Origin of the sequence: Pseudovibrio flavus (assembly GCF_009711345.1) — a bacterium.
GTDB lineage: Bacteria > Pseudomonadota > Alphaproteobacteria > Rhizobiales > Stappiaceae > Pseudovibrio > Pseudovibrio flavus.
In genome coordinates this window covers 140,573-155,737 of the sequence record NZ_SMMA01000059.1, presented here as the reverse complement: position 1 = coordinate 155,737, position 15,165 = coordinate 140,573, and the positions used below count along the sequence as shown (strand labels likewise).

At 54.5% G+C, this 15,165-nt stretch carries 15 protein-coding genes; 7 read left to right on the top strand and 8 right to left on the bottom strand.

The features are described 5' to 3' along the window. Window positions 1-285: GFA family protein (locus tag E1162_RS08240; protein ID WP_155129381.1), on the top strand; the 285-nt coding region annotated here is incomplete at its 5' end. Window positions 286-289: 4 nt separating this feature from the next. On the opposite strand, the gene E1162_RS08235 is transcribed toward E1162_RS08240, so the two are convergent. The 3 genes from E1162_RS08235 to E1162_RS08225 are packed head-to-tail and all read right to left on the bottom strand — an operon-like array spanning window position 290 to window position 2,882. Next, a complete protein-coding gene (locus E1162_RS08235; protein ID WP_155129253.1) occupies window positions 290-1,153 on the bottom strand; it encodes an SDR family oxidoreductase in 864 nt (287 codons plus the stop codon). A 17-nt stretch (window positions 1,154-1,170) separates the two neighbouring features. Further along, window positions 1,171-2,007: a TrmH family RNA methyltransferase gene (locus E1162_RS08230; protein ID WP_155129250.1), complete on the bottom strand. Its 837-nt coding sequence runs from the start codon at window positions 2,005-2,007 to the stop codon at window positions 1,171-1,173. Further along, on the bottom strand, window positions 2,007-2,882 hold the full coding sequence (locus E1162_RS08225) for a class I SAM-dependent methyltransferase (protein WP_257098869.1): 876 nt from the start codon (window positions 2,880-2,882) through the stop codon (window positions 2,007-2,009). Before E1162_RS08225 ends, E1162_RS08230 begins: the two co-directional genes overlap by 1 nt. 373 nt (window positions 2,883-3,255) lie before the next feature. Here E1162_RS08225 and E1162_RS08220 point away from each other — a divergent pair, with 373 nt between their 5' ends. The 4 genes from E1162_RS08220 to E1162_RS08205 all read left to right on the top strand — a co-directional run bounded on the left by E1162_RS08220 (window position 3,256) and on the right by E1162_RS08205 (window position 8,049). Further along, entirely contained in the window at window positions 3,256-3,954 is a 699-nt protein-coding gene (locus E1162_RS08220; RefSeq protein WP_155129244.1) for an SRPBCC family protein, read from the top strand. 176 nt (window positions 3,955-4,130) lie between these two features. Then, window positions 4,131-4,619, top strand: coding sequence for a (2Fe-2S)-binding protein (locus E1162_RS08215; protein WP_155129241.1), 489 nt, complete (start codon window positions 4,131-4,133; stop codon window positions 4,617-4,619). 110 nt (window positions 4,620-4,729) lie between these two features. Continuing rightward, on the top strand, window positions 4,730-7,093 hold the full coding sequence (locus E1162_RS08210; RefSeq protein ID WP_155129238.1) for a xanthine dehydrogenase family protein molybdopterin-binding subunit: 2,364 nt from the start codon (window positions 4,730-4,732) through the stop codon (window positions 7,091-7,093). A 158-nt stretch (window positions 7,094-7,251) separates the two neighbouring features. Beyond that, entirely contained in the window at window positions 7,252-8,049 is a 798-nt protein-coding gene (locus E1162_RS08205; protein WP_155129235.1) for an FAD binding domain-containing protein, read from the top strand. Window positions 8,050-8,119: 70 nt separating this feature from the next. On the opposite strand, the gene E1162_RS08200 is transcribed toward E1162_RS08205, so the two are convergent. Then, window positions 8,120-8,869 carry an SDR family NAD(P)-dependent oxidoreductase gene (locus tag E1162_RS08200; protein ID WP_155129232.1) on the bottom strand — a complete coding sequence of 250 codons (750 nt, stop codon included), beginning with the start codon at window positions 8,867-8,869 and terminating at the stop codon, window positions 8,120-8,122. A 122-nt stretch (window positions 8,870-8,991) separates the two neighbouring features. Here E1162_RS08200 and E1162_RS19765 point away from each other — a divergent pair, with 122 nt between their 5' ends. Both E1162_RS19765 and bfr read left to right on the top strand, forming a co-directional pair. Further along, on the top strand, window positions 8,992-9,204 hold the full coding sequence (locus E1162_RS19765; protein ID WP_155129229.1) for a (2Fe-2S)-binding protein: 213 nt from the start codon (window positions 8,992-8,994) through the stop codon (window positions 9,202-9,204). A gap of 71 nt (window positions 9,205-9,275) precedes the next feature. Then, entirely contained in the window at window positions 9,276-9,761 is a 486-nt protein-coding gene (bfr, locus tag E1162_RS08190; protein WP_155129226.1) for a bacterioferritin, read from the top strand. 77 nt (window positions 9,762-9,838) lie between these two features. Here the strand turns inward: bfr and hrpB are convergent, their stop codons facing one another. From hrpB to E1162_RS08170, 4 genes are all read right to left on the bottom strand, one after another. After that, on the bottom strand, window positions 9,839-12,295 hold the full coding sequence (gene hrpB, locus E1162_RS08185) for an ATP-dependent helicase HrpB (protein WP_155129223.1): 2,457 nt from the start codon (window positions 12,293-12,295) through the stop codon (window positions 9,839-9,841). Between the two features lie 71 nt (window positions 12,296-12,366). Further along, complete coding sequence (gene glk / locus E1162_RS08180; protein ID WP_155129220.1) at window positions 12,367-13,371, bottom strand: glucokinase; 1,005 nt, start codon at window positions 13,369-13,371, stop codon at window positions 12,367-12,369. Window positions 13,372-13,398: 27 nt separating this feature from the next. Continuing rightward, window positions 13,399-13,818 carry a methylglyoxal synthase gene (locus E1162_RS08175; protein WP_155129217.1) on the bottom strand — a complete coding sequence of 140 codons (420 nt, stop codon included), beginning with the start codon at window positions 13,816-13,818 and terminating at the stop codon, window positions 13,399-13,401. Between the two features lie 165 nt (window positions 13,819-13,983). Next, window positions 13,984-14,799, bottom strand: a complete 816-nt coding sequence (locus E1162_RS08170; protein WP_155129214.1) for a DUF1194 domain-containing protein — start codon at window positions 14,797-14,799, stop codon at window positions 13,984-13,986. Between the last annotated feature and the right edge of the window lie 366 nt (window positions 14,800-15,165).

Below are 15,165 nucleotides of genomic sequence, written 5' to 3'. Positions count from 1 at the left end.
GACTCGCTCGTGGTCGATCTGGACCAACTGGCAATTAAAGCCGGTGGCGATGCTCTAAGCTGGTATCAGTCGTCTGCTCTGGTGCATCGCGGCTTCTGCAATAAATGCGGGTCGAGCCTCTTCTGGAAATACCAAGATGCCAACGCCGCAACACCGACAATAGATGTCTCTGCTGGCACGCTGGAAGATACAGGTGGCCTCACGCTTACGCGCCATATCTTCTGTGCATCAAAGGGCGATTATTACGAGATAGACGATCAGGTGCAGCAGTTCGAAACCAGTTAGGGGGCTAATTGTAGCCGTCTGCCCAAAGGGCGTCGAGTGCTTCACGATAGGTTGGATACTTGAAGGTGTAGTTGAGGGCCTTTTTGACCTTCTCGTTCCGGCAGCGCTTCGTCTCGCTATAGAACGAGCGCCCCATCGGTGAAAGCTCTGCATCTTCAAACGCGACTTCTGCTGGCGGTTCAACGCCCATCAACTCTGCTGCGTAGGTTACAACGTCCTGCGGCGGGGCTGGTTCATCGTCGGAAAGGTTGAAGGTGCCGCCCGCACTGTGGTTGAGCGATGCGCCCAGAGCGCCGGAAATATCCTCTACATGGATGCGATTAAAGACCTGTCCGTGCTTGATGATGCGCTTTGCAGTGCCGCGCTCCAGATTCACTAGTGCGTTGCGGCCTTTGCCATAGATACCAGCAAGACGGAAAATGACGAGGTGCAGGTTCTCGTCATGGGCAAGATCAAGCCATTCCTGTTCAGCTTTCGCTCTTGCTACAGAGCGTTTGGAAGCAGGGCGGCACTCGCTGTTTTCATCTACCCAAGCGCCGTAATGGTCACCGTAAACGCCAACCGTTGACAAGTAAGCCATCCATTGCGGCTTGGCCTGTGAAATAGCATTGCGGAAGAAGCGTAGAACAGGATCGCCCAGTTCATCAGGAGCGATGCTGACGAGGATATGAGAGGCGTGGGCAAGAGCCTCAAGAATAGGCTGGCTGGTTTCCAAGCCATCAAACAGATAAGGCTCTACACCAAGTTCGGATAGCTCTTGAAACTTGGAGGCGGAACGGGTGGTCCCGCCAATCCAGTCAAATTGATGTCCGTGATCGCGAATGAACTGCTTGGCGCTGTAACCGGTTCCAAACACAAACAGTTTCATTCTGCGTACCTCGTTTTTTAGAGCTTCAGATGGGCTCTGCGAACCTCGAACAACATAACAGCAGTTGCGATTGCCAAGTTCAAGCTGTCCGCTTGGCCTTCCTGAGGAATTTTTACCAGATGCGAGCAGGCATCTGCCAGCTGATCGGTAATGCCGGACTGCTCGTTACCCATAACCAGAAGAACTGGCTCAGTGTATTCCACATCGCGGTAGTCGTGGGTGCCGCGCAGGTGCGTGCCTACAACAGTGCCCGGCCAGCTCTTGCGCCATTCAACGAACTCCGCTTCAGAACAACGTACAAGCGGCATATGGAACAAAGAGCCCATGGTTGCACGAACGGTTTCTACGGAAAACGGATCAGTCGTATCGCCGATCAGGATAACACCGCTGGCACCGACCGCGTCAGCGGTGCGGATGACAGTACCCAGATTGCCAGGGTCGCGAATGCGATCAAGACACACCCAGGTTTTCGCTTTTCGAGGGTCGATATAAGAAAGGTCATGCATCTGCTGTTCGTAAACGCCAACAACCATTTGCGGGTTGTCGCGGCGGGTTACGCCAGCGAGAATGGCATTGCTGACTTCCAGAATAAGCGTTCCGCGAGATTTCGCGCGCGCAGCTGCTTCCATTGCGATCTGGTTTTCGCGGGCCTCTGGGCCAAGCGCCAGATAGCGAAGTTTCCAGCCAGCATCCAACGCGTCGGTTGCCAGTTTCAAGCCTTCAGCAACAAACAGACCGCTTTCTTTGCGGTGTTTGCGCTGCGCCACAAGACCCTTGATTTCTTTGACAATAGGGTTCGAGTGGGAAGTGATCTGCTTTACCGCGCCCTGACGGGTGTTCGGGGTATGCGACATTATTTTTCTTTCCTATCAGGTGCGCTCCAACGGCAGAACAGCGAGGTGGATAGCATGCGAGAGGAGTTTTCTTCTCGGATGACCAGTTCACCGGATTCGATCGTGCCAGGGAGACCCTTTAGATGTTCCCGCATAAGCTCGTGTGAGGCAATGAAGGAAGCGCGGATTGCGTAACTGGATAGCAGCATGAACTGCGCGTCAGGAGAAAGCAGCTGACGAAGCAGATGCAGCATCTCTGGCATGCATTCAAAGAAATCCCAAACCTCGCCCTTGGTGCCACGACCATATTTCGGCGGGTCGAGAATGATGCCGTCATAAGTGCTGCCACGGCGTACTTCACGCTGAACGAACTTCATAGCGTCTTCGCAGATCCAGCGAATTGGCAGGTCTTCCATGCCGGAAAGCGCTTGGTTTTCGCGTGCCCAGCCAATTGCCTTTTTGGATGCATCGACGTGGGTCACATGTGCGCCAGCAGCAGCCGGCAGAAGAGAAGCAAGGCCGGTGTAACCAAACAGGTTGAGAACCTTCAGCTGGCGCTTCTGCTTTTTGATCTGCCCTTGCACCCAGTCCCAGTGAGCTGCCTGCTCTGGGAATACGCCCACATGGCGGAACGACATGAAGCGGCCGTTAAAGGTTACAGGGCCGTACTGCATCTTCCATGTTTCTGGAAGCTGCTTGGAAAAGCGCCAGCGGCCTGGCCCTTCTTCTTCCATATCGCCGGTAAAGACGGCATCGGCGCGCGCCCACTGGCTTTCAGGCAGGCGAGGCGTGCCCATAGCTTGCTGCTCAGGACGCACAACGGTGAAGCGACCATAGCGCTCCAGCTTCTGGCCGTTGCCCATATCCAGCAGCGCGTAATCTTTCCAGCCTTTCATCTCCAACAGGGATGGAAGCACACTCACCGGCGTATCTTCGTGAACCGGCTTTTCTTTTGAACTTTTTGACGTCGTCAAGGTCTTTGCCTTCAATAGCTCGAAGTGGCGCATCAGGGCGGGGCCCGTGCTGCCGTGCCTGTGTTTGAGCACACCGATTAAGGTGCCTGAGCCTGTGGGTCAATGTTTTCTGCAAAATAAGGGAAAAGAACCGTCAGACTTTGTCTGGGGCTGCCACACTGCAAGAATAAATATGCCTCTTTTTAAAGATAAAAGCTTGTCATTGCACTCCAACTTGAGCCAAGCTACGTAATACTGCTTGTTACAAGAGCTGACTTCCAGTTAGGGCGAAAATAACTTTAGGGGAATTTTTCAAATGGAAATGACAGGTGAACAGCTGATCCCCGCTTCACGCGAGGCTGTTTGGGAAGCGCTTAACGATCCTGAAGTCTTAAAGAAATGCATCCCCGGATGTGAAGAGCTGAACAAAACATCCGCAACGGAAATGAACGCTCTTGTGACCGCTAAGGTCGGGCCGGTAAAGGCAAAATTCAAAGGCGAAGTCACACTTTCAGATCTTGATCCTCCTAAATCCTACAAGATTTCCGGTGAGGGCAAAGGCGGTGTGGCAGGCTTTGCCAAAGGTGGTGCCGAGGTTACATTGGCAGAAGAAGGCGGGCAGACGCGGCTTTCCTATTCTGTAAACGCCAAGGTTGGCGGTAAGCTTGCGCAGTTGGGTGCCCGGCTTATTGATTCCACTGCAAAGAAGATGGCAGACGATTTCTTTTCTGCCCTTAATGCTTACTTCGGTGGTGATTCTGGTGAAAAGGACGAGAATCTAACCCGCATGGAGCTGGATGAAGGGTTGGCTGAGGAAGCCAAAACCATCGCCAATGAAAACGCAGCAGCCGGTCTTCGTGAGGCGGCCGTAGATGCTGAACAAGCGGTAGAAGAAACCGTAAAAGACGTTGAAGAGAAAATCGAGGTCGCTGCTGGTAAAGGCACAATGGGCGGACCAATGGTCTGGGGCTTTGGCGCCCTGCTTCTTTTGATTATTCTCTATTTGATTTTCTAGGGATCGGGCAGGTCTGGCTTGTCGGTTCGGACGCGAAAATGAATCGGCAATTATAGACCTGTCTACCTTGAATATGACTGGCTTTGCGGAACGGCCGTGGGAAGCTTGAATGCAAAGCCAATCAGCGTTTGCGCAGAACGCTCTAAGTGTTCTGTCAGAAAGAGGGAGGAAACCTGATGGGTCAAGTAACCATGACGGTTAACGGCAAAACCGTTAGCGGAACCGTCGAGGATCGCACGTTACTGTCTACATTCATCCGCGAAAATCTAGCACTGACCGGAACCCACGTGGGCTGCGATACGTCCCAGTGTGGCGCTTGCCTTGTGCATGTGGATGGGAAGGCTGTTAAGTCCTGCACCATGCTGGCTGCTCAAGCCAATGGCGGCGCTGTGACCACCATTGAAGGCGTGGGAACACCAGCCGAACTGCATCCGGTTCAAAAGGCTTTCAAGGAAAATCACGGCCTTCAGTGCGGCTTCTGCACACCGGGCATGATTATGTCTGCAATCGACATGATCAATCGTCTCGGTCCGAACCTTGATGAAGACACCATTCGTCATGAGTTGGAAGGCAATATCTGCCGCTGCACCGGTTACCACAACATCGTGAAGGCCATTAAGCAGGCATCTGAAGAGATGGCAGATGTTCTAGAGGCAGCAGAATAATCCGGCACTTGCAAAGCTAGAGGACGGGCGGTTGCGAACCTGCGAGCTAATCCAGTGGGATAGCGTAGGTGCACCGGCTTTGGAGTAGACCGTTTCTGGGAGGGAACGCTATGACCAGTGAGGGAATTGGCGCACGGGTACTGCGCAAAGAAGATAAACGCTTTATTACGGGGAACGGCAATTACACCGACGATGTTAAGTTGCCGCGCATGGGCTATGCGGCTTTCGTTCGCTCTCCCCATGCACACGCGAAAGTAAGGTCAATCAAGACTGATGCGGCGCTGGCAATGCCGGGCGTTGATGCTGTTCTAAACGGCCATCAACTTGTAGCGGACGGTATTGGCAATATCATTTGCGGCTGGATGATCCATTCCAAAGATGGTTCGCCAATGAACATGGGCCAGTGGCGTGCTCTTGAGTCTGAAACTGTGCGCTTCGTCGGTCAGGCTGTGGCTGTTGTTGTGGCCGATACATTGCAACAGGCAATGGATGCTGCCGAGGCCGTGGAAGTTGATTACGAAGAGCTTCCAGTGATTGTCGATAGCCGTGATGCGCTTAAGGAAGGCGCTCCGCAGCTTCATCCAGAAGCGCCGGGTAACCTGATCTTCGATTGGGAAATTGGCGAGGAAGCTGCAACCAACGCCGCTTTTGATAGTGCCAAGACCATCGTAAGCATGGACATCGACAACAACCGTCTTGTCCCGAATCCGATGGAGCCACGTTCCGCTGTTGCCAGCTTTGATGCAGCAGAGGAGCATTACACGCTCTACACCACATCTCAGAACCCGCACGTTGCTCGCCTAGTTCTTTCCGCGTTCTACAACGTAGCGCCAGAACATAAGCTGCGCGTGATTGCGCCGGATGTTGGCGGTGGCTTCGGCTCCAAAATCTACATCTATCCGGAAGAGATCGCCTGTCTTTGGGCTTCCAAGCGTGTGGGGCGTCCGGTTAAGTGGACGTCTGATCGCACTGAAGCGTTCCTGACAGATGCCCATGGCCGCGACCACCACTCTACAGCAGAGATGGCGCTGGACGAGAACAACCGCATCACCGGTCTTCGGGTTAACACCTTGGCGAACCTCGGCGCATATATGTCGCTGTTCTCTTCGTCCGTACCGACCTATCTGTATGCAACGCTGCTTTCGGGCCAGTACAACATCCCGAACATCTACGCTAACGTGAAAACGGTCTACACCAACACCACGCCAGTCGATGCCTATCGGGGCGCTGGTCGTCCGGAAGCGACCTATGTGATCGAGCGGATGATGGAAACGGCAGCCCGCCAGATCGGTATGGATCCGGCTGACTTCCGCCGCCTGAACTTCGTGACAGAGTTCCCGCACCAAACGCCGGTTATCATGTGCTACGACGCGGGCGATTATGACGCTTCGCTCAACGCTGCCATGAAGGCGATCGACTATGCTGGGTTTGCAAGCCGCCGTGCCCAGTCCGAGGCAAACGGAAAGCTACGCGGCATCGGCATGTCCTGCTACATCGAGGCTTGCGGTATTGCTCCTTCGCAAGCGGTTGGCTCGCTTGGCGCAGGCGTCGGTCTTTGGGAATCTGCGGAAGTGCGGGTCAATCCCGTTGGCACAATCGAGGTGCTGACAGGTTCTCACTCGCACGGTCAGGGGCACGAGACGACGTTCTCGCAGCTCATTGCAGAGCGCTTCGGTTTGCCTACGGACAACGTGGCAATCGTGCACGGCGATACCGACAAGGTCCAGTTCGGCATGGGCACTTACGGTTCCCGCTCCGGCGCGGTTGGCATGTCTGCCATCGTCAAAGCGTTGGACAAGGTGGAAGACAAAGCCAAGCGCATTGCCGCCCACCTTATGGAAGCCTCTGAAGGGGATATCGAAATCGAGAACGGCGAGCTTAAGGTTGCCGGTACCGACAAGAAACTTTCCTTCACCGAGATCGCTCTTGCTGCCTACACCGCTCATAACCTGCCAGAGGGAATGGAACCGGGTCTTAAAGAAAGCGCTTTCTACGACCCGACGAACTTTACCTTCCCAGCAGGAACGCACATCTGCGAAGTGGAGATTGATCCTGACACCGGCAAGGTGGAAGTCGTCAACTTCGTTGCAGCCGATGACTTCGGTACCATCATCAACCCGATGATTGTTGAAGGTCAGGTTCATGGCGGTCTGGTGCAGGGTATCGGTCAGGCCCTGCTTGAAAACGCTGCCTATGATGAAGACGGTCAGCTGCTTTCAGCCTCTTACATGGATTACACCATGCCACGCGCTGATGATGTGCCATCCTTCAAGCTGGAAACCACGGTTACCGAATGTCCGGGCAACCCGCTGGGCATGAAGGGCTGTGGTGAGGCAGGGGCCATTGGTTCTCCGCCAGCAGTAATCAATGCGATTACCGACGCGCTGGGCGTGGAGGACTTTGCAATGCCAGCATCGCCGTCGCGCGTTTGGCAGGCTCTCCAGCAAAAAGGGATGAAGGAGGCTGCCGAGTAATCACCGTTCCATAGCCGGAGTGAAAAGTAGGCGTTGCCGCCCTTTTGGAAAAGAACAGGAGTGGCAATGCCGGCAACCGGCGAGAGGGTTCGCTCGCGAACCAGATAAATTCAACCCTTTGCCATAAAACACTTGTTGCAAGTGGGAGGCTTTGAAAAATGTACGAGACTACCTACCACAAGGCATCGTCCGTATCCGAAGCGGTCGATCTATTGAAAAAAGCCGATGACGGTAAGCTGCTGTCAGGCGGTCAGACGCTTATTCCAACTATGAAACAGCGTCTTGCTGCGCCTTCTGACCTTATTGATCTGCGCCAGATTGACGAGCTGAAGGGCATCAGCAGGCAGTCTGATGGGTCTATTCGCATTGGTGCGGCTACCTGCCATGCAGACGTTGCCGGTAGCGCTGATGTTAAAGAGGCCCTGCCGGGGCTTGCTGCTCTTGCAGGCAAAATTGGTGACCCGCATGTGCGCCACATGGGCACGATTGGCGGGTCCATTGCCAACAACGACCCTGCGGCTGACTATCCATCGGCGCTGCTCGCCCTTGGTGCTAGCATCGAGACCAACAAGCGCGAATTCACCGCCGATGACTTCTTCACCGGCATGTTTGAAACCGCTCTTGATGAAGACGAGATCGTTACAGCGATTGTTTTCCCTGCAACGGAAAAGTCGGCTTACGCCAAGTTCCCGAACCCAGCATCCCGTTATGCAATGGCGGGCGTATTCGTTGCTAAGGGAGCAAACGGTACCCGTGTGGCTGTAACGGGTGCGGGACAGGATGGCGTCTTCCGTGTGAAGGAAATGGAAACAGCGCTGAATGGTAGCTGGTCTCCAGATGCTGTCGCCTCCATCTCCGTTTCTGCGGATGACCTTATCAGCGACATTCACGGTTCGTCAGAGTACCGCGCAAACCTTGTTACTGTTATGGCCAAGCGCGCTGTCGCAGCTGCCTGATATAAGCAGTAATCGAAAACAGAAAAGCCGCCCACTGGGCGGCTTTTTGCATTGGCGTCAAACGCCTTACTTAAACGTGCTGCCCGCCGTTAATGTGGATCTCAGCGCCTGTTACATAGGTTGAAGGCTGGGTGCACAGGAAGAAGATGGTTTCAGCAACCTCTGTGGTGGTGCCCAAGCGGCGCATAGGAATGGCCTCAACGATTTTCTCTGTGCCGGGGGAAAGGATAGAGGTGTCGATCTCGCCCGGCGCGATGGCGTTTACGCGAATCCCGTGCGGGCCAAAGTCGGCTGCCATCTCGCGCGTCAGAGCTGCGAGTGCTGCTTTCGAGGTCGCGTAGGCTGCCCCAGCAAACGGGTGGACGCGGCTGCCTGCAATACTTGTAACGTTTACGACGGATCCACGAGCGGCTTTTAGCTCATCAAACAAACCGCGCGCCAAGGATATAGGCGCGAAGAAGTTGACCTGAAAAACGTCCTTCCAAAGCTCTAGAGGCGTGTCCAGCGTATTGAAACGCCCGCCGTCTTCCTGCTTTGGGCTGATGCCAGCGTTGTTTACCAGCGCTTCCAGTTTCGACCCGTCGCGCACCAGTCGCTCTTTGATCTGCTCAACCGCTGCTTCCAGATTTTCAGGGTCGCCAAGGTCTACCTGAATGTGGTCTTCTTCCCCGGACGGCCATGGGCATTTGAGTGAAAACGGATGCCGAGAGCACGTAATCACGCGGTAGCCTGCTTGGGAGAATTTTTTCACGGTAGCATGGCCAATTCCTCGGCTTGCACCGGTCAGGACAACGGTCTTGCGATGATCAGAAGTGCTCATGTGAGTGGTAACTCGCGACAGGGTTGCTATAAGTTGAGTATATTAGTCTAGTTTTGAGTTGTCACCCATGATACTAGCATGTTTTGCTTTCCCTGAAAGCGGAAGCAGGATAAGTAAGTCCGATGATTGTATGCCACTGCAACGTAATAACAGATCATGAAGTGCGCGAAGCTGCGCGCAAATTGAAAGAACAAAAAGGCGGAGGCGTACCAACTCCGGGTGCAGTTTTTTCCCATCTTGGCAAACGTCCGAAATGCGGCGGTTGCTTCCCGACCATTATTGAGCTTGTCTATGCAGAGCACGAAAGTGATTCCGCGGATACGGCAAATTCCTGATAGGCGTTCTGGACATTAGTTTAGAATTATTCTAGTGTTTGGAAGTCATCACAAGGTAGGGAGACGGTGGTATGAAGGGTGATCCTAAAGTACTGGAATATCTTAATAAGGCGCTGCGTCATGAGCTGACTGCAGTCAATCAGTACTGGCTGCACTACAGATTGTTGGATGATTGGGGCTTCACCAAGCTTGCTAAGAAAGAGCGTGAAGAATCTATCGAAGAGATGGAACACGCGGATAAGCTGATTGAGCGCATCATCTTCCTTGAAGGTCATCCGAACCTCCAGACCCTTGATCCGCTTCGCATCGGCCAATCTTTGAAAGAGTGCCTTGAGTGTGATCTTGCTGGCGAGTACTCCGCCCGCGCGCTTTACAAGGAAGCACGCGAAGTCTGCCGCGATCAGGGTGACTATGTGACCATGCACCTGTTTGAAGAGCTGATGATGGATGAAGAAGGTCACATCGACTTTCTTGAAACCCAGCTTGAACTGGTGGACCGCATCGGTATCGAGCGCTACGGTCTTCTGCAGGCATCACCTGCAAACGAAGCGGAATAAGCGCCGCGTCTCTGTGAGTTATGAAAAGGCCGGTTCTCCGGCCTTTTTTGTTGCCGAGTTTCCTCGGTAAAAAAAAACTACTGTTTGCGTGGCTTAGCGCGCTTGGTGGCTTCGGCTTCCAGCGGATTGTCCGGCCAAGGGTGGCGCGGGTAGCGCCCTTTCATATCGGCTTTCACATCGGCCCAAGATCCCTTCCAGAAGCCCGGAAGATCCCTCGTTACCTGAATAGGTCGCTGCGCAGGAGAGAGAAGTTCTAGAGTCAAAGGCAGCTTTCCATCGCAAATGGATGGATGGTCTGCTAGGCCAAAAAGCTCTTGAACGCGGATGGCGATGCGCGGCCCCTGCGGGCCATCATACAAAATCGGTGTGCGTGATCCTGTTGGCGCTTCAAAGTGAGCGGGGGCGAGCTGTTCCAGTTCGTTCATCTGTGCCCACGGCAGCAAGTTTGCCAGCGCATCTCCAAGGATCTGCGCGTTGATCTGGTTCACACTTGTTAAGCCGCTTAAGAACGGGCGCAGCCAGTCGAAGTCATCAGAAAGCGCTTGATCGGAAAGGTCCGGCCATGGTTCGCCAAGCTGGTCACGTACATAGTTTACGCGATCCCGAAGGCGCAGTTGGTCCTTGGTCCACGGCAGCTTAGCAAGCGGCTGGCCGCTGACCACCGAGACCAGCGCATCAAGAATAGCCTCTGGGTCAGGATTGCTGATTTTCTCTTCCGCCAGAACCACCTTGCCCAACTGCAATTGGCGTACTGCGCGAATGGCACCGTTCGGTGAAAAGGTTACATGCTCTTTACGCACCAGTTGGCTGGCAAAATGCTCCTCAATGAAATCACGCTCGATTGGTGCGGCAAGAAGAATACGCCCTTGCGCTGCCGAACCCTGCATCTCCGCGATGGTGATGAACGGTTCAGTTGAAAGCGCGGCTTCGAGGTCCATCTGGCCACCGCGGCCAGAGGCAAGGCGGAAACGTCCCGCACCACCGCGCTGCTGGGCTATGCGGTCAGGGTACGCAAAGGCCATAATAGGGCCAGCCTGTTCAAAGTCTGGACGCTCACCTTTGGAGGCGCTAACCATCTGGCTCCAACGCCCCGCAAGAGCACGGGCGCTTTTCGCTCGTTGAGAGCTGTCATTTACAAGCGCTCGCAGGCGATCACGCAAATCGATGGATCGTCCACCAAGGCCCGGCTCGCTTACGAGTGCGGCGATCATAGATGCCAGCGGATGCTGATCGATCTTGGCTGCTTCCTGCATCATATGCGCAAGGCGAGGGTGTAGAGGCAGCTTCGCCAGAGCCTTTCCACCATCGGTAATGTGCCCTTTGTCATCAAGCGCATCCAGAGAGGTCAGCAGGCTACAGGCCTCTTGCCACGCAGCTTTTGGGGGCGGCGTCATAAACGAGAGCTGAGAAGGGTCGTTTACGCCCCAGCTGGCAACATCCAGCACCAAACCGCAGAGATCGCTTTCAAGGATCTGAGGCAAATCATCGGCTGGCAGCGCCTTGGTCTGCGCTTCGTCCCAAAGTCGGTAGCAAACACCTGCTTCTGTTCTGCCTGCGCGGCCACGGCGCTGGTCGGCGGTAGCTCTGGAGGTGCGAACGGTAACAAGGCGCGAAAGGCCGTGCTGGGCATCGAAATTGCTGGTGCGGGTGAGGCCGCTGTCGATCACCACGCGGACCCCCTCAATGGTAAGGGAGGTCTGTGCAATGGAGGTCGTAAGTACGACCTTGCGCCGCCCTTCAGCGGCGGGCTTGATCGCAAAATCCTGCGCTTTGAAATCCAGCGCACCATAAAGCGGAGCGATATCCACGTTTGCAGGAAGCTTACCTTCCAGACCTTGCTGCACACGATTGATTTCACCTTGCCCCGGCAGGAAGACGAGAACGGAACCTTCTTCCTCGGCTATCGCGGTGCGGACTGCGCGGACAATCTGGTCTTCGATCCGCTGCGCATTATCGCGTCCAAGGTAACGCGTCTCGACCGGAAACTGCCGCCCCTCGCAGGTTATCGTCGGCGCATCGCCAAGAAGTTGGCCTACAGATGCAGCGTCCAACGTTGCGGACATGGGCAGAATGCGCAGATCATCTCGCAGGGCTTGCTGCACGTCCAGCGCCAGCGCAAGGCCGAGGTCCGCTTCAAGCGAGCGCTCGTGAAACTCGTCAAACAGTACCGCGCCGATATCTGAAAGCTCAGGGTCCTGAAGGATCTGCCGGGTGAAAATACCCTCGGTGACGACCTCAATGCGCGTCTTGGCAGAAACCTTGCTTTCCATGCGCACGCGGTAGCCGACAGTCTCACCCGCCTGCTCGCCCAGCATCTGCGCCATGCGGCGGGCTGCAGCACGGGCGGCCAGACGGCGGGGCTCCAGTACAATAATCTTGCGCCCTTCAAGCCATGGCTCATCAAGCAAGGCCAACGGTACACGGGTGGTTTTACCCGCGCCCGGTTCAGCAACAAGCACGGCGTTGCGATGGTCGCGAAGGGTTTGTTTCAGGCGCGGGATCACGCCTTCAATTGGCAAGGTCGTCTCGGTCATGGGCGCGTTTTAGAGCATATTCTTCAAAAGGTGCAGCACAGAATACGCGCCCCTCACAAAAGTGCCTGTGATTATTTAACCCAGCGCCGCCCAGTGGTGTCTACCAGATACCCTTCGGAGTTACGCGCGTATGCGGCGAGCCCCTCAAGGGCGGGGTTGTCATGGGTTACTATGAAGGTTGGTATCTCGGCCATAATGGCGTTATGCGGGGCTTTAGCTTCAAATGCCTGACGAAACGCACCGCCGCGGAGCCACGGAGCAATCTTCGGCGGAATGCCACCAGCGAGATAAACGCCGCCGCGAGCAAGAATGGTTAGGGCAAAGTCACCGGCAACGCGGCCCAATGCGGCGCAGAAGAGCTGCATGGCCTTTTCGGCGATCTCGTCACCGCTGCTTGCAGCTTTGGGTACATCGGCAGGGTCTTCATAGCTACGCGATGCACCAGCCTGAGCCGCAACGGCTGAGGCGAGGCGCACAAGGCCGCTGCCGCATAGAATTTGCTCCGCGCCGATGCGTCCGCCTTCCTTCTCGATAAACGGCCAGATGCGGTATTCTTCTTCGCTCACGGGGCCAAGTTCTACATGCCCGCCTTCACCGGGGGTGGGAACCCACTTGCCGCAAGCGTGGACCATTGCCGCTGCACCTAGGCCAGTGCCGGGTCCAAGCACAAACTTGCTAGCATCTTTTGCGGGAAGCTTCGGCCCAAGCTGTTCCAGATGAGCGCCGTCTAGGGAAGGAAGCGCAAGTGCCTGCGCTTCGAAATCGTTTAGTACGACAACGCTGTCTAGTGCCAGCGCAGCGATCACCGAGCGGGGCTCAATCACCCAATGGGCGTTCGTCAGCGGAATGATGTCGCCGGTAACGGGACCGGCAACAGCCACAACAGCGCTTCTAGGAGCTGCGCCATCCCAGTTTGAAAGACATGCCTTCGCCGCATCCTGCAGGCTCTCGTGATCCGCCGTGGGAACCTGTCCAAGAGACAGGCTCTCGCTATCGGGTGTTTCAACAAGGGCAAAACGGGCATTAGTCCCGCCAATATCAGCAATAACTACGGGAAATTGGAGGGACGAAGGCATGGAATAATCAAACTCGAATGTTGGGGGTCAGGACGCCTCAGGAGTAGAGGACGTGGAAGAAAGACCGGCAAGACGCGACGAGCGCAAAATGATACCTGCGGTGCTGCGGTTCAGCGCCATTGGCAGGTCATAAACAAGCGCAAGACGCATCAGCGCCTTAACGTCCACATCGTGTGGCATCGGGCTTAGCGGGTCTACGAAGAAGAACAGGCCGTCCAGTTTACCTTCAGCAATCATACCGCCGATCTGCTGGTCGCCGCCAAGGGGACCGCTCTTCATGCGGGTTACGGTTAGCTCAGGACAAGCTTCCAAAATGCGCCCGCCTGTCGTGCCGGTAGCATAAAGGTCGTAGTCTTTCAGCTTTTCGCGGTGCTTGCTGACGAAGGAAACCATCTCGTCTTTTTTTGCATCGTGAGCGATTAGTGCCAGTGCGCGAGGTTTTTCCATGAGGAGTACGGTCCACTCTACAAGTGCTTATGATGATGTCAGGTTTAACGGCTCAAACCGCTGCTGAAAAGACCGAAAACGCAGCATAGGTGCTTGCCACCTTATGAGACAGCGGCCAGCAATGATTGCCAGCCGCTGTAAGAGTAAGAGGTTGCGCGGGTTTGGTTAGTTGAACAAGGAGCAGGCGATTTTGGGCCGCTCCTCTGCAACTTGAACCACCTTTGGCTTTTCTTGGGTCAGTCCGGCAATTTCTAGAACCAGCTTCATTCGAATCGCATCACCAAAGGCTTCCTGCGATCTAACGGGAATGGAGAATGCACCCGGCCCGCCAATCACACAGTCCTCATAGTACTTGTCGAGATGCAGCATAGACTGCCAAGAGATACTTTCCATCTTCAGCATTAGGGGAAGGCCGTTGATGGTAATGCCGTTGGAAATGGCCAAATCTCTAGCCTGCGTAACATCAGTGCCTTGGTTGTTAGGACCGTCGCCGGAAATGTCGATCACCTTGCGCAGGCCTTCAAAATTGTTTTGCAAAACCATAGCTGTAGAGGCTGCTAAAGCGCTGGAGATGGAGGTACGCTGTACCCTGCGCAAAGGGGCCTCCGCAATTTGATTGGCGAACACTACGGCGGAATCCAGACCGTCGATAACCGCCCAATCGGCAACCACAAACTGCTCGCCCTTGCCACCCCACTCAAGATAGGTAACGGCGATACGGCCGATGGGGCCATATTTAACAGCTGCCATAACTTCATCAGAGGTCAGAGCTGCAATGTAACCCTCGCGCTGTACCTTTTGCTCGTCGGGGTCCATGCTTTGGGAAATGTCGACCGCAAGCACCAACTCCAGATCGACCTCGTTTTGCATGGGCAGGTTTGCCCATTTGTCGCTGGCATAGCTGCTTGAAGCGGCAAGAAATGCGCCGGCAGTGGCAGACAGGAAAAGGGACGCAGTGGGTTTTGTGCACTTTGACCGCATGGGCTGGCCTCCTTTTATCAAGGACAGGGTTTCCGCTAGTCCCCCGTACCTAGTTCTTATTATTTTTAGGCTTGTCAGCGCATAGATGTTTTTGTTTTAGGCTTCTGTAATCTTGAAGATTCGAGACTATCAAAAACTCAAGACTTCTCGATTGATATAATTATTTACATTCTATTCTCTAAATTCAGAAATAGTAAATATTATAATTTTGTTAGTGATTTACGAATTGTGTTCTATTCATTGTTTGAATGTTTAGCCATATGTATGGTTTTAAAAACAATTTTCTTTAGGGTAACGATATTATCAATAATCCGTAATGCTATCGGGCTAGGATCTTCCTGACCAAAGGGTTGCCGATTGGCAACA

Excerpts from the sequence above, each read along its gene's own strand:
- E1162_RS08220 (WP_155129244.1), top strand. The coding sequence starts at position 3,256 with ATGGAAATGACAGGTGAACAGCTGATCCCCGCTTCACGCGAGGCTGTT.
- E1162_RS08230 (WP_155129250.1), bottom strand. The coding sequence starts at position 2,007 with ATGTCGCATACCCCGAACACCCGTCAGGGCGCGGTAAAGCAGATCACT.
- E1162_RS08215 (WP_155129241.1), top strand. The coding sequence starts at position 4,131 with ATGGGTCAAGTAACCATGACGGTTAACGGCAAAACCGTTAGCGGAACC.
- E1162_RS19765 (WP_155129229.1), top strand. The coding sequence starts at position 8,992 with ATGATTGTATGCCACTGCAACGTAATAACAGATCATGAAGTGCGCGAA.
- E1162_RS08200 (WP_155129232.1), bottom strand. The coding sequence starts at position 8,869 with ATGAGCACTTCTGATCATCGCAAGACCGTTGTCCTGACCGGTGCAAGC.
- E1162_RS08235 (WP_155129253.1), bottom strand. The coding sequence starts at position 1,153 with ATGAAACTGTTTGTGTTTGGAACCGGTTACAGCGCCAAGCAGTTCATT.
- E1162_RS08175 (WP_155129217.1), bottom strand. The coding sequence starts at position 13,818 with ATGGAAAAACCTCGCGCACTGGCACTAATCGCTCACGATGCAAAAAAA.
- hrpB (WP_155129223.1), bottom strand. The coding sequence starts at position 12,295 with ATGACCGAGACGACCTTGCCAATTGAAGGCGTGATCCCGCGCCTGAAA.
- E1162_RS08225 (WP_257098869.1), bottom strand. The coding sequence starts at position 2,882 with ATGAAAGGCTGGAAAGATTACGCGCTGCTGGATATGGGCAACGGCCAG.
- E1162_RS08205 (WP_155129235.1), top strand. The coding sequence starts at position 7,252 with ATGTACGAGACTACCTACCACAAGGCATCGTCCGTATCCGAAGCGGTC.
- bfr (WP_155129226.1), top strand. The coding sequence starts at position 9,276 with ATGAAGGGTGATCCTAAAGTACTGGAATATCTTAATAAGGCGCTGCGT.
- E1162_RS08170 (WP_155129214.1), bottom strand. The coding sequence starts at position 14,799 with ATGCGGTCAAAGTGCACAAAACCCACTGCGTCCCTTTTCCTGTCTGCC.
- glk (WP_155129220.1), bottom strand. The coding sequence starts at position 13,371 with ATGCCTTCGTCCCTCCAATTTCCCGTAGTTATTGCTGATATTGGCGGG.
- E1162_RS08210 (WP_155129238.1), top strand. The coding sequence starts at position 4,730 with ATGACCAGTGAGGGAATTGGCGCACGGGTACTGCGCAAAGAAGATAAA.